This window comes from Shewanella sp. A32 (assembly GCF_029167175.1).
In the GTDB taxonomy this organism is placed as follows: Bacteria; Pseudomonadota; Gammaproteobacteria; order Enterobacterales; family Shewanellaceae; genus Shewanella; species Shewanella yunxiaonensis.
On record NZ_JARFTS010000012.1, the window covers coordinates 1 to 16,347 of the forward strand.

18 protein-coding genes are annotated in these 16,347 nt (G+C 46.0%); 12 read left to right on the forward strand and 6 right to left on the reverse strand.

The features are described from left to right. Positions 1–205: 205 nt before the first annotated feature. The 4 genes from PY479_RS10350 to PY479_RS10365 all read right to left on the reverse strand — a co-directional run bounded on the left by PY479_RS10350 (position 206) and on the right by PY479_RS10365 (position 3,989). On the reverse strand, positions 206–568 hold the full coding sequence (locus PY479_RS10350) for a hypothetical protein (protein WP_275483697.1): 363 nt from the start codon (positions 566–568) through the stop codon (positions 206–208). 203 nt (positions 569–771) lie between these two features. Beyond that, the gene (locus PY479_RS10355; protein WP_275483698.1) at positions 772–1,122 is read right to left on the reverse strand and encodes a hypothetical protein; all 351 of its coding nucleotides are present in this window, start codon (positions 1,120–1,122) and stop codon (positions 772–774) included. A gap of 131 nt (positions 1,123–1,253) precedes the next feature. After that, entirely contained in the window at positions 1,254–1,607 is a 354-nt protein-coding gene (locus PY479_RS10360; protein ID WP_275483699.1) for a cupredoxin domain-containing protein, read from the reverse strand. A 39-nt stretch (positions 1,608–1,646) separates the two neighbouring features. Then, positions 1,647–3,989, reverse strand: coding sequence for a heavy metal translocating P-type ATPase (locus tag PY479_RS10365; RefSeq protein ID WP_275483700.1), 2,343 nt, complete (start codon positions 3,987–3,989; stop codon positions 1,647–1,649). Positions 3,990–4,429: 440 nt separating this feature from the next. Between PY479_RS10365 and PY479_RS10370 the strand changes: the two genes are divergently transcribed. From PY479_RS10370 to PY479_RS10400, 7 genes are all read left to right on the forward strand, one after another. After that, positions 4,430–4,579 (forward strand): hypothetical protein, encoded by a 150-nt coding sequence (locus PY479_RS10370; protein WP_275483701.1) that lies wholly within the window; start codon positions 4,430–4,432, stop codon positions 4,577–4,579. A gap of 109 nt (positions 4,580–4,688) precedes the next feature. Further along, complete coding sequence (locus PY479_RS10375) at positions 4,689–4,949, forward strand: helix-turn-helix transcriptional regulator (protein WP_275483702.1); 261 nt, start codon at positions 4,689–4,691, stop codon at positions 4,947–4,949. Positions 4,950–5,125: 176 nt separating this feature from the next. After that, a complete protein-coding gene (locus tag PY479_RS10380; RefSeq protein WP_275483703.1) occupies positions 5,126–6,463 on the forward strand; it encodes a HipA domain-containing protein in 1,338 nt (445 codons plus the stop codon). Next, positions 6,460–6,915: a helix-turn-helix domain-containing protein gene (locus PY479_RS10385; RefSeq protein WP_275483704.1), complete on the forward strand. Its 456-nt coding sequence runs from the start codon at positions 6,460–6,462 to the stop codon at positions 6,913–6,915. Before PY479_RS10380 ends, PY479_RS10385 begins: the two co-directional genes overlap by 4 nt. Before the next feature lie 344 nt (positions 6,916–7,259). Continuing rightward, positions 7,260–7,517 (forward strand): helix-turn-helix domain-containing protein, encoded by a 258-nt coding sequence (locus PY479_RS10390; RefSeq protein WP_275483705.1) that lies wholly within the window; start codon positions 7,260–7,262, stop codon positions 7,515–7,517. After that, positions 7,517–8,827: a type II toxin-antitoxin system HipA family toxin gene (locus tag PY479_RS10395; protein ID WP_275483706.1), complete on the forward strand. Its 1,311-nt coding sequence runs from the start codon at positions 7,517–7,519 to the stop codon at positions 8,825–8,827. The genes PY479_RS10390 and PY479_RS10395 overlap by 1 nt, the downstream gene beginning before the upstream one ends. A 61-nt stretch (positions 8,828–8,888) precedes the next feature. Beyond that, positions 8,889–9,635 carry a hypothetical protein gene (locus PY479_RS10400; RefSeq protein WP_275483707.1) on the forward strand — a complete coding sequence of 249 codons (747 nt, stop codon included), beginning with the start codon at positions 8,889–8,891 and terminating at the stop codon, positions 9,633–9,635. A 16-nt stretch (positions 9,636–9,651) separates the two neighbouring features. Here the strand turns inward: PY479_RS10400 and PY479_RS10405 are convergent, their stop codons facing one another. Both PY479_RS10405 and PY479_RS10410 read right to left on the reverse strand, forming a co-directional pair. Beyond that, positions 9,652–10,047: a hypothetical protein gene (locus tag PY479_RS10405; RefSeq protein WP_275483708.1), complete on the reverse strand. Its 396-nt coding sequence runs from the start codon at positions 10,045–10,047 to the stop codon at positions 9,652–9,654. A gap of 73 nt (positions 10,048–10,120) precedes the next feature. Further along, positions 10,121–10,780 carry a HEPN domain-containing protein gene (locus PY479_RS10410; RefSeq protein WP_275483709.1) on the reverse strand — a complete coding sequence of 220 codons (660 nt, stop codon included), beginning with the start codon at positions 10,778–10,780 and terminating at the stop codon, positions 10,121–10,123. Between the two features lie 207 nt (positions 10,781–10,987). Between PY479_RS10410 and PY479_RS10415 the strand changes: the two genes are divergently transcribed. The 5 genes from PY479_RS10415 to PY479_RS10435 all read left to right on the forward strand — a co-directional run bounded on the left by PY479_RS10415 (position 10,988) and on the right by PY479_RS10435 (position 16,251). Continuing rightward, positions 10,988–11,995, forward strand: a complete 1,008-nt coding sequence (locus tag PY479_RS10415) for a WYL domain-containing protein (protein ID WP_275483710.1) — start codon at positions 10,988–10,990, stop codon at positions 11,993–11,995. A 37-nt stretch (positions 11,996–12,032) separates the two neighbouring features. After that, positions 12,033–14,570, forward strand: coding sequence for an ADP-ribosylglycohydrolase family protein (locus PY479_RS10420; protein WP_275483711.1), 2,538 nt, complete (start codon positions 12,033–12,035; stop codon positions 14,568–14,570). A gap of 33 nt (positions 14,571–14,603) precedes the next feature. Next, positions 14,604–15,062: a hypothetical protein gene (locus tag PY479_RS10425; RefSeq protein WP_275483712.1), complete on the forward strand. Its 459-nt coding sequence runs from the start codon at positions 14,604–14,606 to the stop codon at positions 15,060–15,062. A gap of 83 nt (positions 15,063–15,145) precedes the next feature. Continuing rightward, on the forward strand, positions 15,146–15,661 hold the full coding sequence (locus PY479_RS10430) for an alpha/beta hydrolase (protein WP_275483713.1): 516 nt from the start codon (positions 15,146–15,148) through the stop codon (positions 15,659–15,661). A gap of 221 nt (positions 15,662–15,882) precedes the next feature. Beyond that, entirely contained in the window at positions 15,883–16,251 is a 369-nt protein-coding gene (locus PY479_RS10435; RefSeq protein ID WP_275483714.1) for a hypothetical protein, read from the forward strand. Positions 16,252–16,347: the final 96 nt, after the last annotated feature.

Sequence of the window (16,347 nt, forward strand, 5' to 3'; positions counted from 1 at the left end):
CCCATCGATACTGAGTACCTGCAGGTCATCTGGCAAAGAGACTTGCGCGGCCTGAGTGAGTGGTGCAACGAACAGAGTGGACAAAGATAAAGCGGATGCAGCAATAGTTGCTAAAGTAGTTTTTGAGAACATGACCGTACTCCTAAAATTCTATAAACAGTAGTTACTTAGGCATTAAGCCTTTAAAACAAAATGTTAAAAAGAATTACAGGTAGTTAGGCGGTGGTGTTTGGACGCCAACAGTAGCAGTCTGTACACTCCATGTAGGACAAGAAATTTCTTGAGCCAACATAGGTTGTGACTGTAAAGCGGTGATAGGGGTGATGACAGAGATTAAATTACTGCAGTGATTGGCACAATTTCCTACCTGACCACAGTTATCTGCCGCTGAATTACAATGTTTACAATCCATTTTCCCCTGACAGCAGGCCATAGTGGCATGAGCTTCTTGGGTATGGGATTGAGCGAACATTTGCTGTGACACAGGCATAGCAGCAACCAGTCTTGGCGCGAGCGCCTGACTGATCAGCATCATTGCCAGTGTTGTTATTAACAGCAAGTTTCGCATAGCTGAAGTTCTATACCTCAATGGAATTGGTACTAAATATACTATTCGTAGAACAACAATCAAGAACTAATGATTCAAGCACACTAGATTGTGATCATTGTCCATTATTGATTGCTGAATTACCTTGCTCGTGTACTTTTTTTCAATCAACTCTATGATTTTCAGATGATCACGAATGAAATTCATCAGTCACGCCGATACTTTTATTTACGTGGCGGCATTTTATTGCAACAGTGCGCCTCAAGATTTGCATTGTCCTTGATGTTTTGGTCAATTTGACGTTGCCAACCCAGTTTAGTCCGGCTCCACCAGCTATTAAATAAGGCAGCACCGTACTTTTTTATGATGGCAATCATCTCATCAATATCATGATGAGATGCGTCATAGGCAAGCTTAATGGTTTGCTTTGCTTCATTCAGCGTAACTGAGTCCATGTAGGGGAGTTCCTCAAGTTCCCTAACGATCAATATCGTATTCTGTTGATTTAACCCGCTAAGCTGCAAGGTATGCGTAGTCAGGAACCCTGGATTTACATTTGAATGATGCTCGTTCATCGCCTTACTCCTTATACGGGTAACAGCAATTTACTCCTTCGCTTATACATTTAGACTCTCCATGAGGTACATGTTCGTAAAAATCAGCGATATAAAGTTTATCGACAATAGTCTTCATCATCGTCTATTGGCTATTTCACTATAATTTCGCCGCGATACATCTGCATCTGGCAATGAAATGCGTACGCCCCCGATTTTAATGCCGGTAACCGAATGGATTTCAGCTTATTGAGCGGTAAAGTGTCACTGATTTGTAAGTCAGGAATGAGTAGGATTTCAGAACAAGGGGATTGATCCTTGCGCATAAATTTAAGTTCAACCGGTTCACCAGCAGGGACTTTAATTCGCGAAGGTGAATAAGTGCCGTTTTCCACTGTGATCACTAGGTCATTTTCTCCGACCGTTGCCTCTTTAGCCTTGTAAAGCCAAAACCACCAAATGATGGTCGCAATCAGAACAATGCCGGCAATATTGATCAATAGCATGTCTATTCTCCTAACTTACAGGTGCTGTCGGAATAGCCATTAATGTTCCTGAGCCTTGAACAAGCGCAGACGATTGGCATTGGTGACAACGGTCAATGACGAAAATGCCATCGCAGCACCGGCTATGACAGGACTTAGTAATAAACCGAAAAACGGGTATAACAGCCCAGCTGCGAAAGGGATCCCGGCAGCGTTGTAAATAAATGCACCAAACAAGTTCTGTTTGATGTTGCGCAGCGTGGCTCTACTTACCGCAATTGCATCAGCGAGTCCATGCAGTGATCCTCTCATCAACGTTATATCGGCGCTCTCAATAGCAACGTCGGTACCTGTGCCGATGGCAAAACCCACGTTGGCCATCGCCAGCGCTGGTGCATCGTTGATACCGTCCCCGGTCATGCCGACGACTTCTCCTTCCATCTGCAGTTCCTGAACCTTTTTGGATTTATCCTCCGGTAACACTTCGGCGAAGAACTCTTTGATGCCTGCTTTTTCAGCGACGGCTTTTGCAGTGGCACGGTTGTCGCCGGTCAGCATCACGACGCGAATACCGTTATGCTGCAATCGTTTGATTGCGGCGATAGAGTCTTCCTTGATGGGATCGGCTACAGCGATAATTGCTGAAAGCTGGTTATTCACGGCAAAATACATTGGAGTTTTTGCGGCGGCGGCCAGCGTTTGTGCTTTTTCAACAAAACCACCAAGTTCAATATTGCGCTCTCGCATCAATTGTTCATTGCCGAACAACAGCGTTTTACCATCTACATCCGCCTGTACCCCGCGGCCAGTAATGGCATTAAAATTGGAGACCTTACCAATTTCGATACCTTTTTCTTGAGCGGACTCCACAATTGCCAGTGCCAATGGATGCTCAGAACCGGCTTCGAGGGTTGCCGCTAGTCGCAGGATTGTGTCTTCATTTTGCTCGCCTGCCACTAATATATCGGTGACCTTTGGTGCTCCTAAGGTGATGGTACCGGTCTTATCAAGGACCATTGCAGTAATCTTTGAGGTGGTTTGCAACGCTTCACCATTGCGGATCAGCACGCCAGCCTCCGCGGCCTTGCGTACCCCCACCATAACCGACATAGGTGTCGCCAGACCTAAGGCACAGGGACAGGCAATAATTAATACCGTTGTGGCTGATACGATGGCAAATGCTACCGTCGGCTCTGGGCCAAAGTTGAGCCAAATGAGCGCACTGGCGACAGCAATAATCATCACTACAGGAACAAAATACGCAGAAATTACATCTGCGATCCGGCTAATTGGAGGTTTGGCGTTTTGTGCACGCTTAACCATATTAATGATCTGCGCCAGCGCGGTGTCTTTACCAACACGGGTTGCTGTAAACAAAATGGAACCACTCTTATTGATGGTGCCTGCAGCTACCTTATCGCCCACGTTTTTTTCTACGGGCATAGGTTCGCCAGTTAACATGGACTCATCAATGGTGGTATGACCCTCGAAGACTTCACCATCAACGGCAATTTTTTCACCGGGACGAACACGCACCACGTCGTCCATCTGCACCTGTGTGATTGCGACATCCAATTCTTTGCTATCGCGGATCACCCGAGCGGTCTTGGCCTGCAGACCGATAAGACGCTTAATGGCTTCTGATGTTCGTCCACGGGCTTTGAGTTCGAGTGCCAGACCCAAATCAATCAAACCAATAATCATAGCCGTGGCTTCAAAATAAACATGGCGCGCCATTTCAGGGACTGCATTTGGTACAAAGATGATCACCATGGAGTAAATCCATGCAGTCCCTGTCCCCAATGCAATCAGAGTATCCATATTGGCAGAATGATTTTTAAAGGATTGCCAAGCTCCTATATAAAAGTGCTTGCCGGAAAAAAACATGACGCCAAAGGTTAATAGTCCAACAACTAGCCAGACAATACGTTCGATTGTCGTGGTGACTGTTATTTCGCCCACAATAACGCTGTAGATCATTAAGGGTATACCCAGTGATAATGCGATGGTCATCTCACGCATTAATCGCTTGTAGTAAACCCAATCGGCGTGTTCTTTTTCAGCCAGCGTATCATCTTCGCTCTCAGAGACCGTAACCTTTGCGTTGTAGCCAGCTTTTTCTACAGCTTTCATCAACGTGTCTGCCTGCGCAGTTCCTTTCACGCTTACCGTACGCTGAGCAAAATTCATCTCCGCCGTAACCACACCTGGCACAGCTCTTAACGCCGATTCGATTTTATCTACACAGCTGGTACAGCTTGCACCCTCAATAATGAGTTCCTGCGACACTGGGGGTGTAGCTTGAACCTGATGGTGTGACTTACGTTTGTGATGTTTGTGGGATGGGAATGTCTTCTCACCATTATGAGAGTTGGTACCAATTCTGGGGCTTTTTAAACTCATAACACTGCTCCTAGTCGAGCTGGCGACAATGAACTGGTTATTGATGCTTCAGCGTTTCATGATGCGAGCATTAACGTGATGTCCTAAGCCGTTTTACAGTCCTAAAATGGCCACACAAAATGACCCTTCTGATCAAAGTGTAGAAAATCCTCTGGATTGGGTGAAATATCTAATCTGGCTTAATCTTTCAGTTAGTTAATCACGATCATTGTTCCGACTTATGAATCGTTGAAACGAAGACTCTTATCACCATCAATGCCATTAATAAAAATCAGCAAATTTAAATGGATATCTGCTGGTGGAGTAAAAAGCCCCGAAACAGTGAGTGGTTTCGGCGGTAACATATGGAAGCGCCTTGGACACAAAGAAAAGTGGACGCTGCATGACCTACGGCGAACACTTGCCACTCGCTTAAATGATTTAGGTGTGTATTACCACACGTGGTGGAGCATCTGCTTGGGCATACAGTTAGTGGCGTCGCTGGCATCTACAATCGCAGTCAATATATGAATGAAAAACGTGCAGCATTGGATATGTGGTTACGGACAATTTCACCTGACAGCTGGGATGGTTATCGTGCTTTTGGTTAATGGCAGGTTATACACCAATAGCCTTACCAATATTTCATCCAAACAATGTTAGCCATATAGATAACAATTACTTCATTAACTGTCATGTTAGCCATATAGCTAATAATTGGTGGCGTTGATATGGCAAGCGATAGGTAAGACAGTAAGCCAATACCCCAAAGCGCTCGGTTTAACGCAGAAGCACCTTTCAGAGCTCACAGGTATGCATAAAGTTACTATCTCAGAAATTAAGAATGGTCGTTTTACTGGCTCATTCGACATCTTTGAGCGCTTGCTTGATGCGGTTGGTTTAGAGTGTGAAATGACACCTAAGCGCCATGAGCTACCGGGTTGGGACGAGATTGAGAGCTTGTTTTCGGTGGACAATTAAAAGGCCTTACAGGCTCGCTTACTCCCAAAAATTGTATATTAAATGCCATATATGCCTCATAAAAGCTTTGTATATTTTCTATACTGAAGTAGTATTTTGAGTAGTTAGTTACTCATTATTTGTTTATTTATGAAATAATGAGTATTTTATTACTCATTATCTGTTTTGGAGCTCTTATGGAACATTTGACCATTCAGGCGTTCATCAATGGCCGGTGGAGAGATATTGCACAGCTCTCTTTTCCTGAGAGTGAACAAGGTAATTATCGGCTCACCTCGTTAGATTACGAGCAAGCATACGCTTTGGCTGAGCTAGATAAAGACGACATGCACGCCGTCTCTCTAAACCACCCCGTGAGTCTGTTTTTTGATGAGCCGGGATGGCTTTGCTTCCTTGATGACATTATGCCGAGCGGTGCCAGCCGTCGCTATTGGTTGAATTATCTCGATATTGCTGATCTGAGTGTCGACGAGCAAAATTTTGTGTTGCTGAAATATGGCACCATTGCGCCCATAGGCAATTTGCGGGTTAAGGAATCGTTGCCCGAGCGCACGGCTATCGCAGATAAACTGACCTTCACTGTTGACGATGTTAAGGATCGAGCAGCTGACTTTTTGGATTATGCGCAACATCGAGGTGCTGCCGCTGGTGGTGCAACAGGGGCTGGTGGTGAAGCGCCGAAGCTGTTGCTACGTTGCGACGATGGGCAAAATATCTGGATTGATAGCTATCAAGACGAACCGCAAAACCGAGACCTTCATTATTTGGTGAAATATCCGAGAGGTGCTCGGTCACCCGTTGACTGCGATATCTTACGCGCTGAATACCACTATTATCATGAATTGGTTGAAATGGGCTTTGAGACAATCCCTACGGCCAATATGCGGCTCGAAGAAGGCCATTCCTACCCGTCGCTATGGTTGCCGCGTTTTGACATTTATTTCAGCGAGCGAGGCCAGCAACGTCATGCGATGGAGTCGGTCTATTCGATTCTTGGCAAAGGTGCGGGTGTGACCTTAGATCACGAGCAAACCATAAGAACGCTGATCGATAAAATCACTCACAGCCATATGGTCTTAGAGCTAGGCTATCAGTTTGACGTACGCGCGTTTGTGCTTGAGTGGGTGCAGCGAGACTTTCTCAATATCCTATTTGGCAACAGTGATAATCACGGGCGCAATACCGCGTTTCTTAGAGGCGATGGTTGGATAAAGCTTGCGCCTATCTATGACTTTGCACCAATGAAAGCTGACCCTGAAGGCGTGGTCAGAACCACCAAATGGGAAGCACCGCTCGAAGTCGGGGGTGAGTATGACTTTCAGGGCATTGCTGACACATTAGCTGATTTAGTGCCCGCTCAGGCGCTGATGACAGAGTTAAAGCTCACTGCCCAGCAATGCCTAGGCTTGAAGCAACGTTTAATTGAACGCGGTGTACCTGAGCGGATCATCGACATGCCTGCTATTGGCTTTACTTATATTGAACAAAAGCTTGCTCGTTGGGGGCTGCTATGAGTGATAAACCATATACTGCTGAAACGGCCAAAGAAACCATTGCTCGTCTTAGAGCTAATCGGCAGCAACGGAGTGAGGTTGCCACTGAAGCGTTGAAGCGTCAGCAATCTGAAAATGTTGTAGAAGCGCCAATACAAGCCCCTAAGCGAGCATCCAAGCAATCAAGCGGTGTTAGCACTATCGAACGGAAAAATGCGATTCATGCCATTACACAAAGGCTTATACGGGGAGAACTAACCCAGGGGCAAGCCCTTAAAACTCTTCGAGTTGAGGTATTAGGCCTGACGCAAGACGAGTATGCTGACTTGGCTAAAGTGTCTCGTAAGACCCTTTCTGATGTGGAGAATGACCGGGGTAGTTATAAGACAGATATCCTGAATCGATTGTTTAAGCCCTTTGGCCTTAAGGTGGGGATAGTGCCGATCTCCAGCGGCGTAACATGGTTTCTCTGATAGTGCTTCAGAGATCAACGCAAAAATGGATAAACATCCCCATTTTGCAGACTGGAGACTTGTATGAATAAGTTGACCAAATCTCAATACCGATGATGTCTGTCGTTCGAAAGAGTGGCCACCCGATTAGGTACTTTCAATCGGGGTTTATTCAATGAAAAACATGTCTCGCGCTTGAAGGCATAGAGGTATCAGAACAATTTATGGCTATACTTTTTAACGGTTATAGCGTGTAATATCATTATTAACGGTTATAGCGTATAAATATTGATTTAACGGTTTTGGCGTGTAAATGTGGTCTCAATGGTTGTGTCGCTTATTGCTGCTTTTATAAGGATTTGTTGATGAAAGTTACTACCCCCCAACAATTAAGTGCCTACCTAAAAGATGTACGGCTCAGTGACAAAAAATCACAGGCAGATGTCGCTAACAAAGTTGGGATTCGGCAAGACACGGTATCTAGCTTTGAGCGGTCGCCTGAGTCCACCAAGTTGGAGACATTTTTCAAATTACTGTCAGCCTTAGAGCTTGAGTTGTCCATCCAGCCTCGCAACTCTTCAACGGGGCAAGATAACGCAACTGCGTGGAAGGAAGAATGGTAATGCCTTCACTTGATGTTTATATGAATGGTTATATGGTTGGAGTGTTATCTAAGCTCACCAATGGCGCCCATCATTTTAAATATGATACACAATGGCTCGCTACCGCAGGCACTCGCCCGATCTCGATGGCAATGCCACTGCGGCGCCAAGAATATCAAGGCGATGAAGTTTATAACTTTTTCGATAACTTACTGCCTGATAATTCTGAGATAAGGCAACGTATCGTTGCTCGTTATCAAACCAACTCAAACCAGCCATTTGATCTGTTGACCGCTATTGGTATGGATTGCATTGGGGCGATTCAGTTGATGCCGCATGGTGTGCAGCCAGATACCCGTCAGCCAATGCAGTATAAGCCTCTTACCGATACTAGCTTACAGGCGGTGCTAACAGGTTATCAGCAGCAAGCTCCGCTAGGCATGATTGAGTCAGAAGATGATTTCCGTATTTCGATTGCTGGTGCGCAGGAGAAAACCGCTTTACTTAAATGGCTGGGCCAATGGTGTTTACCAGTGGGGGGCACGCCCACCAGCCATATTATTAAACTGCCAATAGGTAAAATTGAAACGCATTCATACAGCATCGATCTCTCAGACAGCGTAGAAAATGAGTTTCTCTGTACGCAGCTTTCTGCTGCGTTTGGCCTAGATGTTCCTGAGTGCTCAATCCTTAAAACGGGTAATATTAAAGCGCTTGCAGTTGAACGTTTTGATAGGCGTCTTGCTTCGGATGGACAGCAGCTTTTGAGGCTGCCTCAAGAGGATTTTTGTCAGGTGCTTAACGTACCTTCGGCCAAAAAGTATGAAACCCATGGTGGCCCAGGCATTAAACAAATCATGGATTTTCTGCGAGGCTCTATGACCGCCGAGCAAGATCGATACAACTTTATGAAGGCGCAAGTCATATTCTGGTTGCTCGCGGCAACTGATGGTCATGCTAAAAACTTCTCCATTTTCATCAGGCCGGAAGGCCGTTATCAGCTCACCCCATTTTATGACATTATATCTATGTATCCGGCGTTTGGTGGCCGAGGGCTTCATCTTAGCGATGCAAAACTTGCCATGGGACTAACAACGTCCAAAGGCAAAAAGTACAAGATAGATCAGATTCTCCCTCGCCATTTCTTCAATACTGCTAAGCAAGTCGGTTTCTCTCAAGAGGAGATGCGTCGCATCTTGCAGGATTTTACTCAGCAGGCAGAAGGAGCAATAGCGAATGTTAAAGTTAACCTACCTGAAGATTTTCCGAACAATATTAGAGACAGTATCTGTGATGGCTTGCTCGCCAAAGTGCAACGTCTAACACTCTAATTTTTGAGGTGAATTCAATCCCAGATAGGGCCATCAATGGGCTCGAATAGAGATTTTTTAATTGAAAGAAAAAGAAAAACTAAAATTTATTGCATCACGATATGATGGCGTTTTTTGTTTTGAATCTTCGATTGTTGTTAAAAATGAATTTTTAGAGGCTTCTTGGCAAGGTCTTAAAGATAGAGAATATGCGGAGACATTAAGGGATGTGTTAGCCGATATTTCTGCTAAACGGCAAAGTGCTCTTAGTGCAACAATGCAGAATAACTTCTCCGCAGCAATTCAGTGTCGCGTTCCAAATTTTAGAATGCCTTATTTAATTGAATATTCAAAACGTCATTCAATTCCAGAGGTAAAAGCGTGGAAAATCGCTCGTGATACGTGGCTAAATCAAACCACTGTGTCATCCGTGGTAGATCTATGGGAACAATTTTTTTCGTTGAAGTTGTCAGGTGAAGATAGCTTCATGAGTCCTGCCGAGTCTTTGTGGCTAAAGCAGTTGCCAACACCACTTAGGATATATCGAGGCTATGATGGTCTTCTCGGTAGAGACATCGGTCGAAACAGTTTGAGTTGGACGTTAAGCAAAATGGTTGCGAGTCAATTTGCCGTGAATACCAAGAGAATCGCTCAAGCTGAAGTGAAGAAATCAGATGTTATTGCATATATTTCAGCGCGGGGTCAACATGAAATTGTTGTTAGATCTGTAAGTTGTATCCGCCATCGCAGGGCGATGAATTCAGTAAGGGGCAGTAATGCAATGAATTTTGCTAGAGGGGCAAAACATAATCATCTGGCCTTTATATAACGAAAGACCCCCCCTGTTAATACACAATATTATCCCATTCCTCGGAACTGGTGGTGTGAGCAACATCCTTGTCTGTAGGATTGGGATATTTCGGCTCTTGTTTTGCTTTGGCTAAAGCGGCTACGGCAGCGTCACGCCAACCTTCACGCCAATGAATAGTGAATCCTTGTAGTTCCAAAGCCAGTAGTAACTCGGGGAGGTTACATAATTGCCCGTTCAGCTTGCTCACTGGGTCGATTAATGAGGGTAATTCCCTGACCATACGATTGAATGCTTCTGTATAAGTTTCGGGGTCTACGATAATGGGGCGCGCAGCCATAATGTCAGGATTATGGTTTGGTGTTTCACCAAATTTTATGAAGATGAGGCCTTCGTTACCTGAGATGCCAACTGATCTGTTAATAAATTCCATTGATGTTGTCTCTTCCATTTCTACTGAATCGTATGTCCTTGACCGACAATGTCAGCATATTTTGCTGGTCCTTTTACTTCTGTATCACCGGATATATCGGATCACCCCACAGAGTCTTCGGGTTATCCATCATAATGCCGATCACTGTGGGCACCAGGCAGGCCATCACTTCGGTGCAGTCACGCATGGCGTCACGGTTGGTCGCACTCTGCCAGGTGGCGCCACCATGGATTAATTGATTGCGTAGGGTGTAAAGGCGGTTACAGATAATGGCGAGCACCTTGTCTGTTTCCCGGTTGGTCATCGCTGCATGAGCCGCAGTTTTGGCAGACTTGAATTTATCCAGCCAGTCGGCTTCATCAATGCGTTGGTTGTGAAAGTCCCAAAACGGCTGAAACACATACTGATTATCCAGTAATACTCGGATGGGACCGCTGAATTTTTGCCACACCAGTTTTTCCAGTTGCTTATTGGTGTCCAGCGCGACAATTTTTGATAGGAAATCTCGGAAAGACTGCTTTTCACCTTGGCGGTATTCGCTGTCTACATCAAAACCATAGGCAGCGTTAAACGCAATCCAGTAAAAAATAAACGCACTGTCAGCATCCGCTTGGCGATGCTGCTCGGCATTATTGAGCCAGCTGAGGCTGCGATGTACACGTAAAGACAGGTTGATAGGGTAGTTATCCCGCTCAGCACGATGACGGGCCTTCAGCGTTTGGTAAATATCCATTTATGATTATCCCTGTGGAGCATGTGGATAACGATACCCAAGGAATTCCGCTGAGTACAACAGTAAAACGAAATTTTAAAAAAATGTTAATTACGCGACACAAGCTGTCGCATTGTGCTGTTATCTTGTTCACATCAAAGGAATGTTGGCTGCATCAATGGTTGTGCTGCAGTGATAAATTGGATTAACCCTCGTACAGGAAATGCTATGTCAGCTGCGAATGTCACTAATACCCTTTATCGCCAATGGTTGTTACTGCAACACGTGCCCCAGATAGGTGAGGGTGCCAGTAATGCGGAGCTCAGGCAGTTCCTGATGGATGAAGGTCTGGATGTGACATTGAGAACTGTGCAGCGCGATATGGAGAGTATCTGCCAGCGTTTCCCCATTTATTCCACCATTGAAACCAAACCACTTCGTTGGCGCTGGATGGATAACCGCAAAATCGACATCCAGGGTGTCAGTATTAATGAAGCGCTGTCGCTGATGCTGGTGGAAAGCACCATGCGGCAGTTACTGCCAGGCTCGGTGCTCAAATGTTTGCGCCCCAGCTTTGAGCATGCCCGTCAGGTATTGCAGGCGATGAAATCACAAAGTGATGTGGCCGGATGGTTCGAGAAGGTGGGCAGTGTGCCACCGGGAATGAGCCAGAAACCGCCGCTAATTGATGAAACCGTGTTGTCGCTGGTGCAGGATGCGTTGTTAAAAGACCAGACTCTTCAGGTGCAATACCAGGCTGCCCACCAGCCCATAGCCAAAGTTTATCAACTGTTACCGTTAGCGTTGGTGCAGCGCGGGGTGATGCTATACCTGGTTGCTCAAGTGATGGTGGAAACCGCCATCAAGTTGTTTGCGATGCACCGCATTAAAGGCGTGACGACGAGTGACCTCCACCAGCAACGACCGGCCACATTTACTCTCAGCAGTTATCTGCAAAGTGGGGCGATGCAATTTTCTAACGGTCAGCAGGTGCAACTGCAAGCGAGAGTGTCCGCCATGTTGGCTGACCATCTAAGTGAAGCGCCCTTGTCTGACGATATGCAGTTAACCGTTCTCGATGACGAACATTTTCAACTGCAGGCAACCGTTCATGACAGCTGGCAGTTGAGCTGGTGGCTGTTGTCGTATTCAGACCAAATTGAAGTGCTGGCACCAGAAACACTGCGGCAAAGCACCAAAGCCAAACTCCAGGCCGCACTGGCGCAGTATCAGTAGCACGTCGGCATTACTTAATTTAAAAGGAAGTGACCCTATGAATTTTAAAATGGATAAAGCCCAGGGCGCATTAGTCGGGCTGGCGCTAGGGGATGCGTTAGGGACAACGTTGGAATTCCAATTGCGGCCAACATCACCGGTAGTGACTGATATCGTCGGCGGCGGCCCGTTTCGTCTCAAGGCGGGCCAATGGACCGACGACACTTCGATGATGTTGTGCCTGGCGGACAGCCTCATTAAGTTTGGTGCCAGTAACCCACAAGACCAGATGCAGCGTTATGTTGCCTGGCGCGATGATGGCTATAACTCCTGCACTGGTAGTTGCTTTGATATTGGCTCTACCGTCTCAGGTGCTTTGCGCCGATTTGAGGCGGATGGAATTGCACTGGCTGGCAGTGACGCCCCTAACAGTGCCGGTAATGGTAGTTTGATGCGCATCGCGCCAGTGGCGTTAATGAGCCATTACGGCACGTTGCAATCGGCATTGGAAATGGCAGCAGAAGTCAGCCGCACAACCCATGCCGAGCAGCGCTGCGTTGATGCCTGTCAGTACATGACCTACTTGCTGCATGTCTTGCTCAATACTGAAGAACCGATGGATAAGGAAGAACTGCTGACAAGTGTTGACCCTGTCTTTAAGTCGCTTATGGGCGACATGCACCCCGAAACGCTTAAGGTGATTACTGGCAGTTATTTCCATAAAAATCGGGACCAGATTAGCAGTTCGGGTTACGTCATCGATTCACTGGAGGCAGCCTTGTGGTGCTTCTGGAATAGCGAAACGTTTGAACGCGGTGCCATCATGGCTGCCAATCTCGGGGATGATGCCGATACTGTCGCCGCTATTTACGGCCAGTTGGCGGGAGCATTTTACGGTTATAACAACCTGCCACGTGATTGGCTGAACAAGCTGGCCTGGCAGGAAGAGATTTGCCTGCGAGCCTACCTGTTAATTGCCCGTCAGAACAATCTGGTCATCAGGGGTTTTATCGCAGATTGCCAGACAGATATTTCCCATAATTTCCTGCACTCAGCATACGCAAACGGGCTCATGTTGGCAGGCTGGGATTGGATGAGCTGGATTAGACAGCATCAATATCTAACCGAACCACGTCATATCGCCGGGGCAACGATTGAAGAGTGCTTTTGTCTTATCACCAGTATTAATCGTGGTGACCGCTTCACGCAGGGGTTGTTGGATGGCTTTGCCGATGACGGGGTATTGCAGGCGATCCTAAACCGCCTAGGGGAACTGTGTGCCGATGATGCCAAACGGCGCTATCTGTTTATCGGTGACATTCATGGTCAGGTCCAAAAGCTGGAAGCTCTGTTGGAGCAACGAGGTGCTGATGATGAAGAGGGTGATGACACCTTTTACGTGTTTATTGGCGACCTTATCGACAACAAAGTGGGGGACAGCATCAACCAGTTACGCACGCTGGAACGGGTGAAAGCGCTGGTGGATGCGGGCAGAGCTGAGTGCCTGATGGGGAACCATGAGCTGAACGCCATTGGCTGGGCATTACGTCACCCAACTACCCATGAACCGCTACGGCCACATACAGCGGATAATCGCAAACAGCATGGTGCATTTCTGGATGAAGTGGGTGAAGGCTCTGCATTGCATCAGTCGTGGATAGCCTGGTTCAAACGGCGGCCACTGTTTGCTGATTTTGCAGAAATTCGCGCAATTCATGCCTGCTGGGATAATGAGGCGATTGCCCGGTTAAAGCCCTATCTCAATCCAGATTACAGTCTTAAAGCGGAATACTGGTTGGACGCCTTTGATAAACAGCAAGAACTCTATCACCTGCTGGAAACCCTGCTGAAAGGACCGGAATTAGACTTGCCGGAAGGCAGTAGTTTCAAGGATAAAACCGGCAAAGAACGTCGGCAAATCCGGGTGCGCTGGTGGGCAGATAAAGCCGAAAACTACCGCCAGTTAGCCCAGGTGCCGAAAGGTGCGGAAAGCGCTGTACCGGATATCCCATTACGTAAACCTCATAACGCTAACAAGCTGTCGGTGCCGGTAGTGGTTGGCCATTACACCCTTAGCGGTTACCCGGCCATTCTGTCCGATAACGTGGTGTGTGTAGATTACAATGCTGCCAAAGATGATGAACCGTTAGTCGCGTATGAATGGGTGTCGGGTGAGTCTACGGCATTAACTGATACCGATATCACCTTTGTGGGTCAGCAGTCGTTGGAATCATTTCCACTGCAGGGGGCAAATGCATTACTGCAAAGCCATCTAAAAACCTTAAGGCAAATGCTTGAGGTGAACGATGACCTCTTTGCGCTGGTGGATGATTTCCTGTGGCAGAAATGGGATCCCATCGGTGTCAATATCATTCAGGAATGCCGAGATGAATATGAAGCGTATGTCGAAGAAACGGCCTTATTAGCCGCCGCTGGCAATGTGGAAATTCTGTCAGTCTGGATATGGACGCTGGAACTGGAGTTGATGGGAAATTCATGGGACCACCATGAGCACAGAGCGCAAGCGGGGCGCTTGGCGTTACAGTTAGTAGATTTGGTTGCCCAGGTTAATCCATCAATCCCCGTAGAGAAGTAATTCTGAGGCTTAAGTTATCAGAAGGAGTTCGCCATGTTTGATTTGAAAACACTCGTACTTCCACCAGCGACTGAATGCATTTTCTGTGGCAAAACGATTGAACAGGTGGGGGGATACCGTTTAACGGCAACACCATTTATCGGGTTATATGTCACAACAAAAACAGGTGAACCATTTTCAAAAAATCAACAAAAACAGCTAATCGATATCAATGAGTGCTTTCAAGTTCAACTTCGAGGCGATACAACGCGATGGTCGCCACAAATAACTAAAAAGATAAAAGAGCAAGTGACTGCAGGCTATCACCCCTGGTTTTGTCAGAGTTGCTGTGGCAGCCATACATGCAAGATATGCGGCTCGCCAATTAACTACCCTATGGGCTGTGAGCGTTTAACCGATGACGGAAAACTACTACACTTTCCGATTATTCCTTTTAACCCAGGCTGCTGTAACCCTCAATGTGAAAATTATAAATATTGGTCGCTTGGGTAACTCTGAGCAATCGTGTTGCCCTTTCTATCAAGAGCAATTTAAGTACATAGCGTTTTGCTGATGGGTAAAATGTAAGGAGAACTATGAAAGTCTATTTTTCACACGGTAAAGAAAGTGGCCCTTGGGGGAGTAAAATCAAACGGCTTGCAAATATTGCCTCTGATCAGGGGTATGGCGTGGACAGTATCGATTATTCAGACATTCTCGATCCTGACCTTAGGGTCGAACGGCTGTTGAACATATTAAACCGTGAAAAAGGCGATTTTCTACTGGTGGGATCGAGCATGGGGGGATATGTTTCTTTGGTTGCCTCGGAACAGGTTAATGCCAAAGGAATTTTTTTGCTGGCTCCCGCTCTATTTGTACCAGGGTATAAACAGCAAGCTTACAGCAAGAACACCTACATAGAAATTGTGCATGGCTGGTCTGACGATGTTATCCCACCAGATAACTCAATAAAATTTGCAAGAAGCACCGACTGTACATTGCATTTAATTTCCGGTGATCATCGCTTGAATTCCTCTATAGAGGTTGTTGAAAAGCTATTTGAAAACTTTCTTGCGTCTCAATTACATTACAAAGTGCCTCCTGCAGACTAGGAAACATGCGATTAATTAACTTGAAAATTGGGATGTAAAAAATAATTTATTTGAAATCATTACGTTATGTGTATTCGGCTTGAGTTATGTCGACTTAATCGCATCGTGCCTCAGTGACTTACTTGAATTACGTTGCACTTCAGTTATGTTTGCGTCTTAAGTTAGTAGACCTGACCCCGGTATCCAGTGTTAGCTGAGAATAGAAAAGGAAGATAAGCCAAATGGAAAAGACAGTAATTGAGTTAAATGGAGAGATTCTTTCACAGCTTAGAACAAGAGTTAAAGAAATATTTAAGACACAGCAACAGTTTGATATTTCGAAAGTTTCCATGCTGGATAATTTGTATCCGGAGCTCTATCAAGCTAACCGCGATGTGTTGATGCTATGGCAAGTGATAGAACGATTATCGAGCGATTACACTATTCATGATTTACAACTGTCAGAACCTTATACCTTTTTTTACAAAGGTGATGGTGAGGAATGGAAGGTAACGGTCACTAACAATCAAATAGTTTTGCATAACGAAAAGCGGGGCGGGTCTTTGACTTTATCGAGTTATGCTGAATTTAGCTATTGGTATGATCTTTGATGCAGTTAGTGGTTGAATCTGGCAGAGATTACACAGGCTAAATCTTGAGTGAGCTCAATTAGTTTTGATAGATATAGCAGCATAATGCGTGTAACA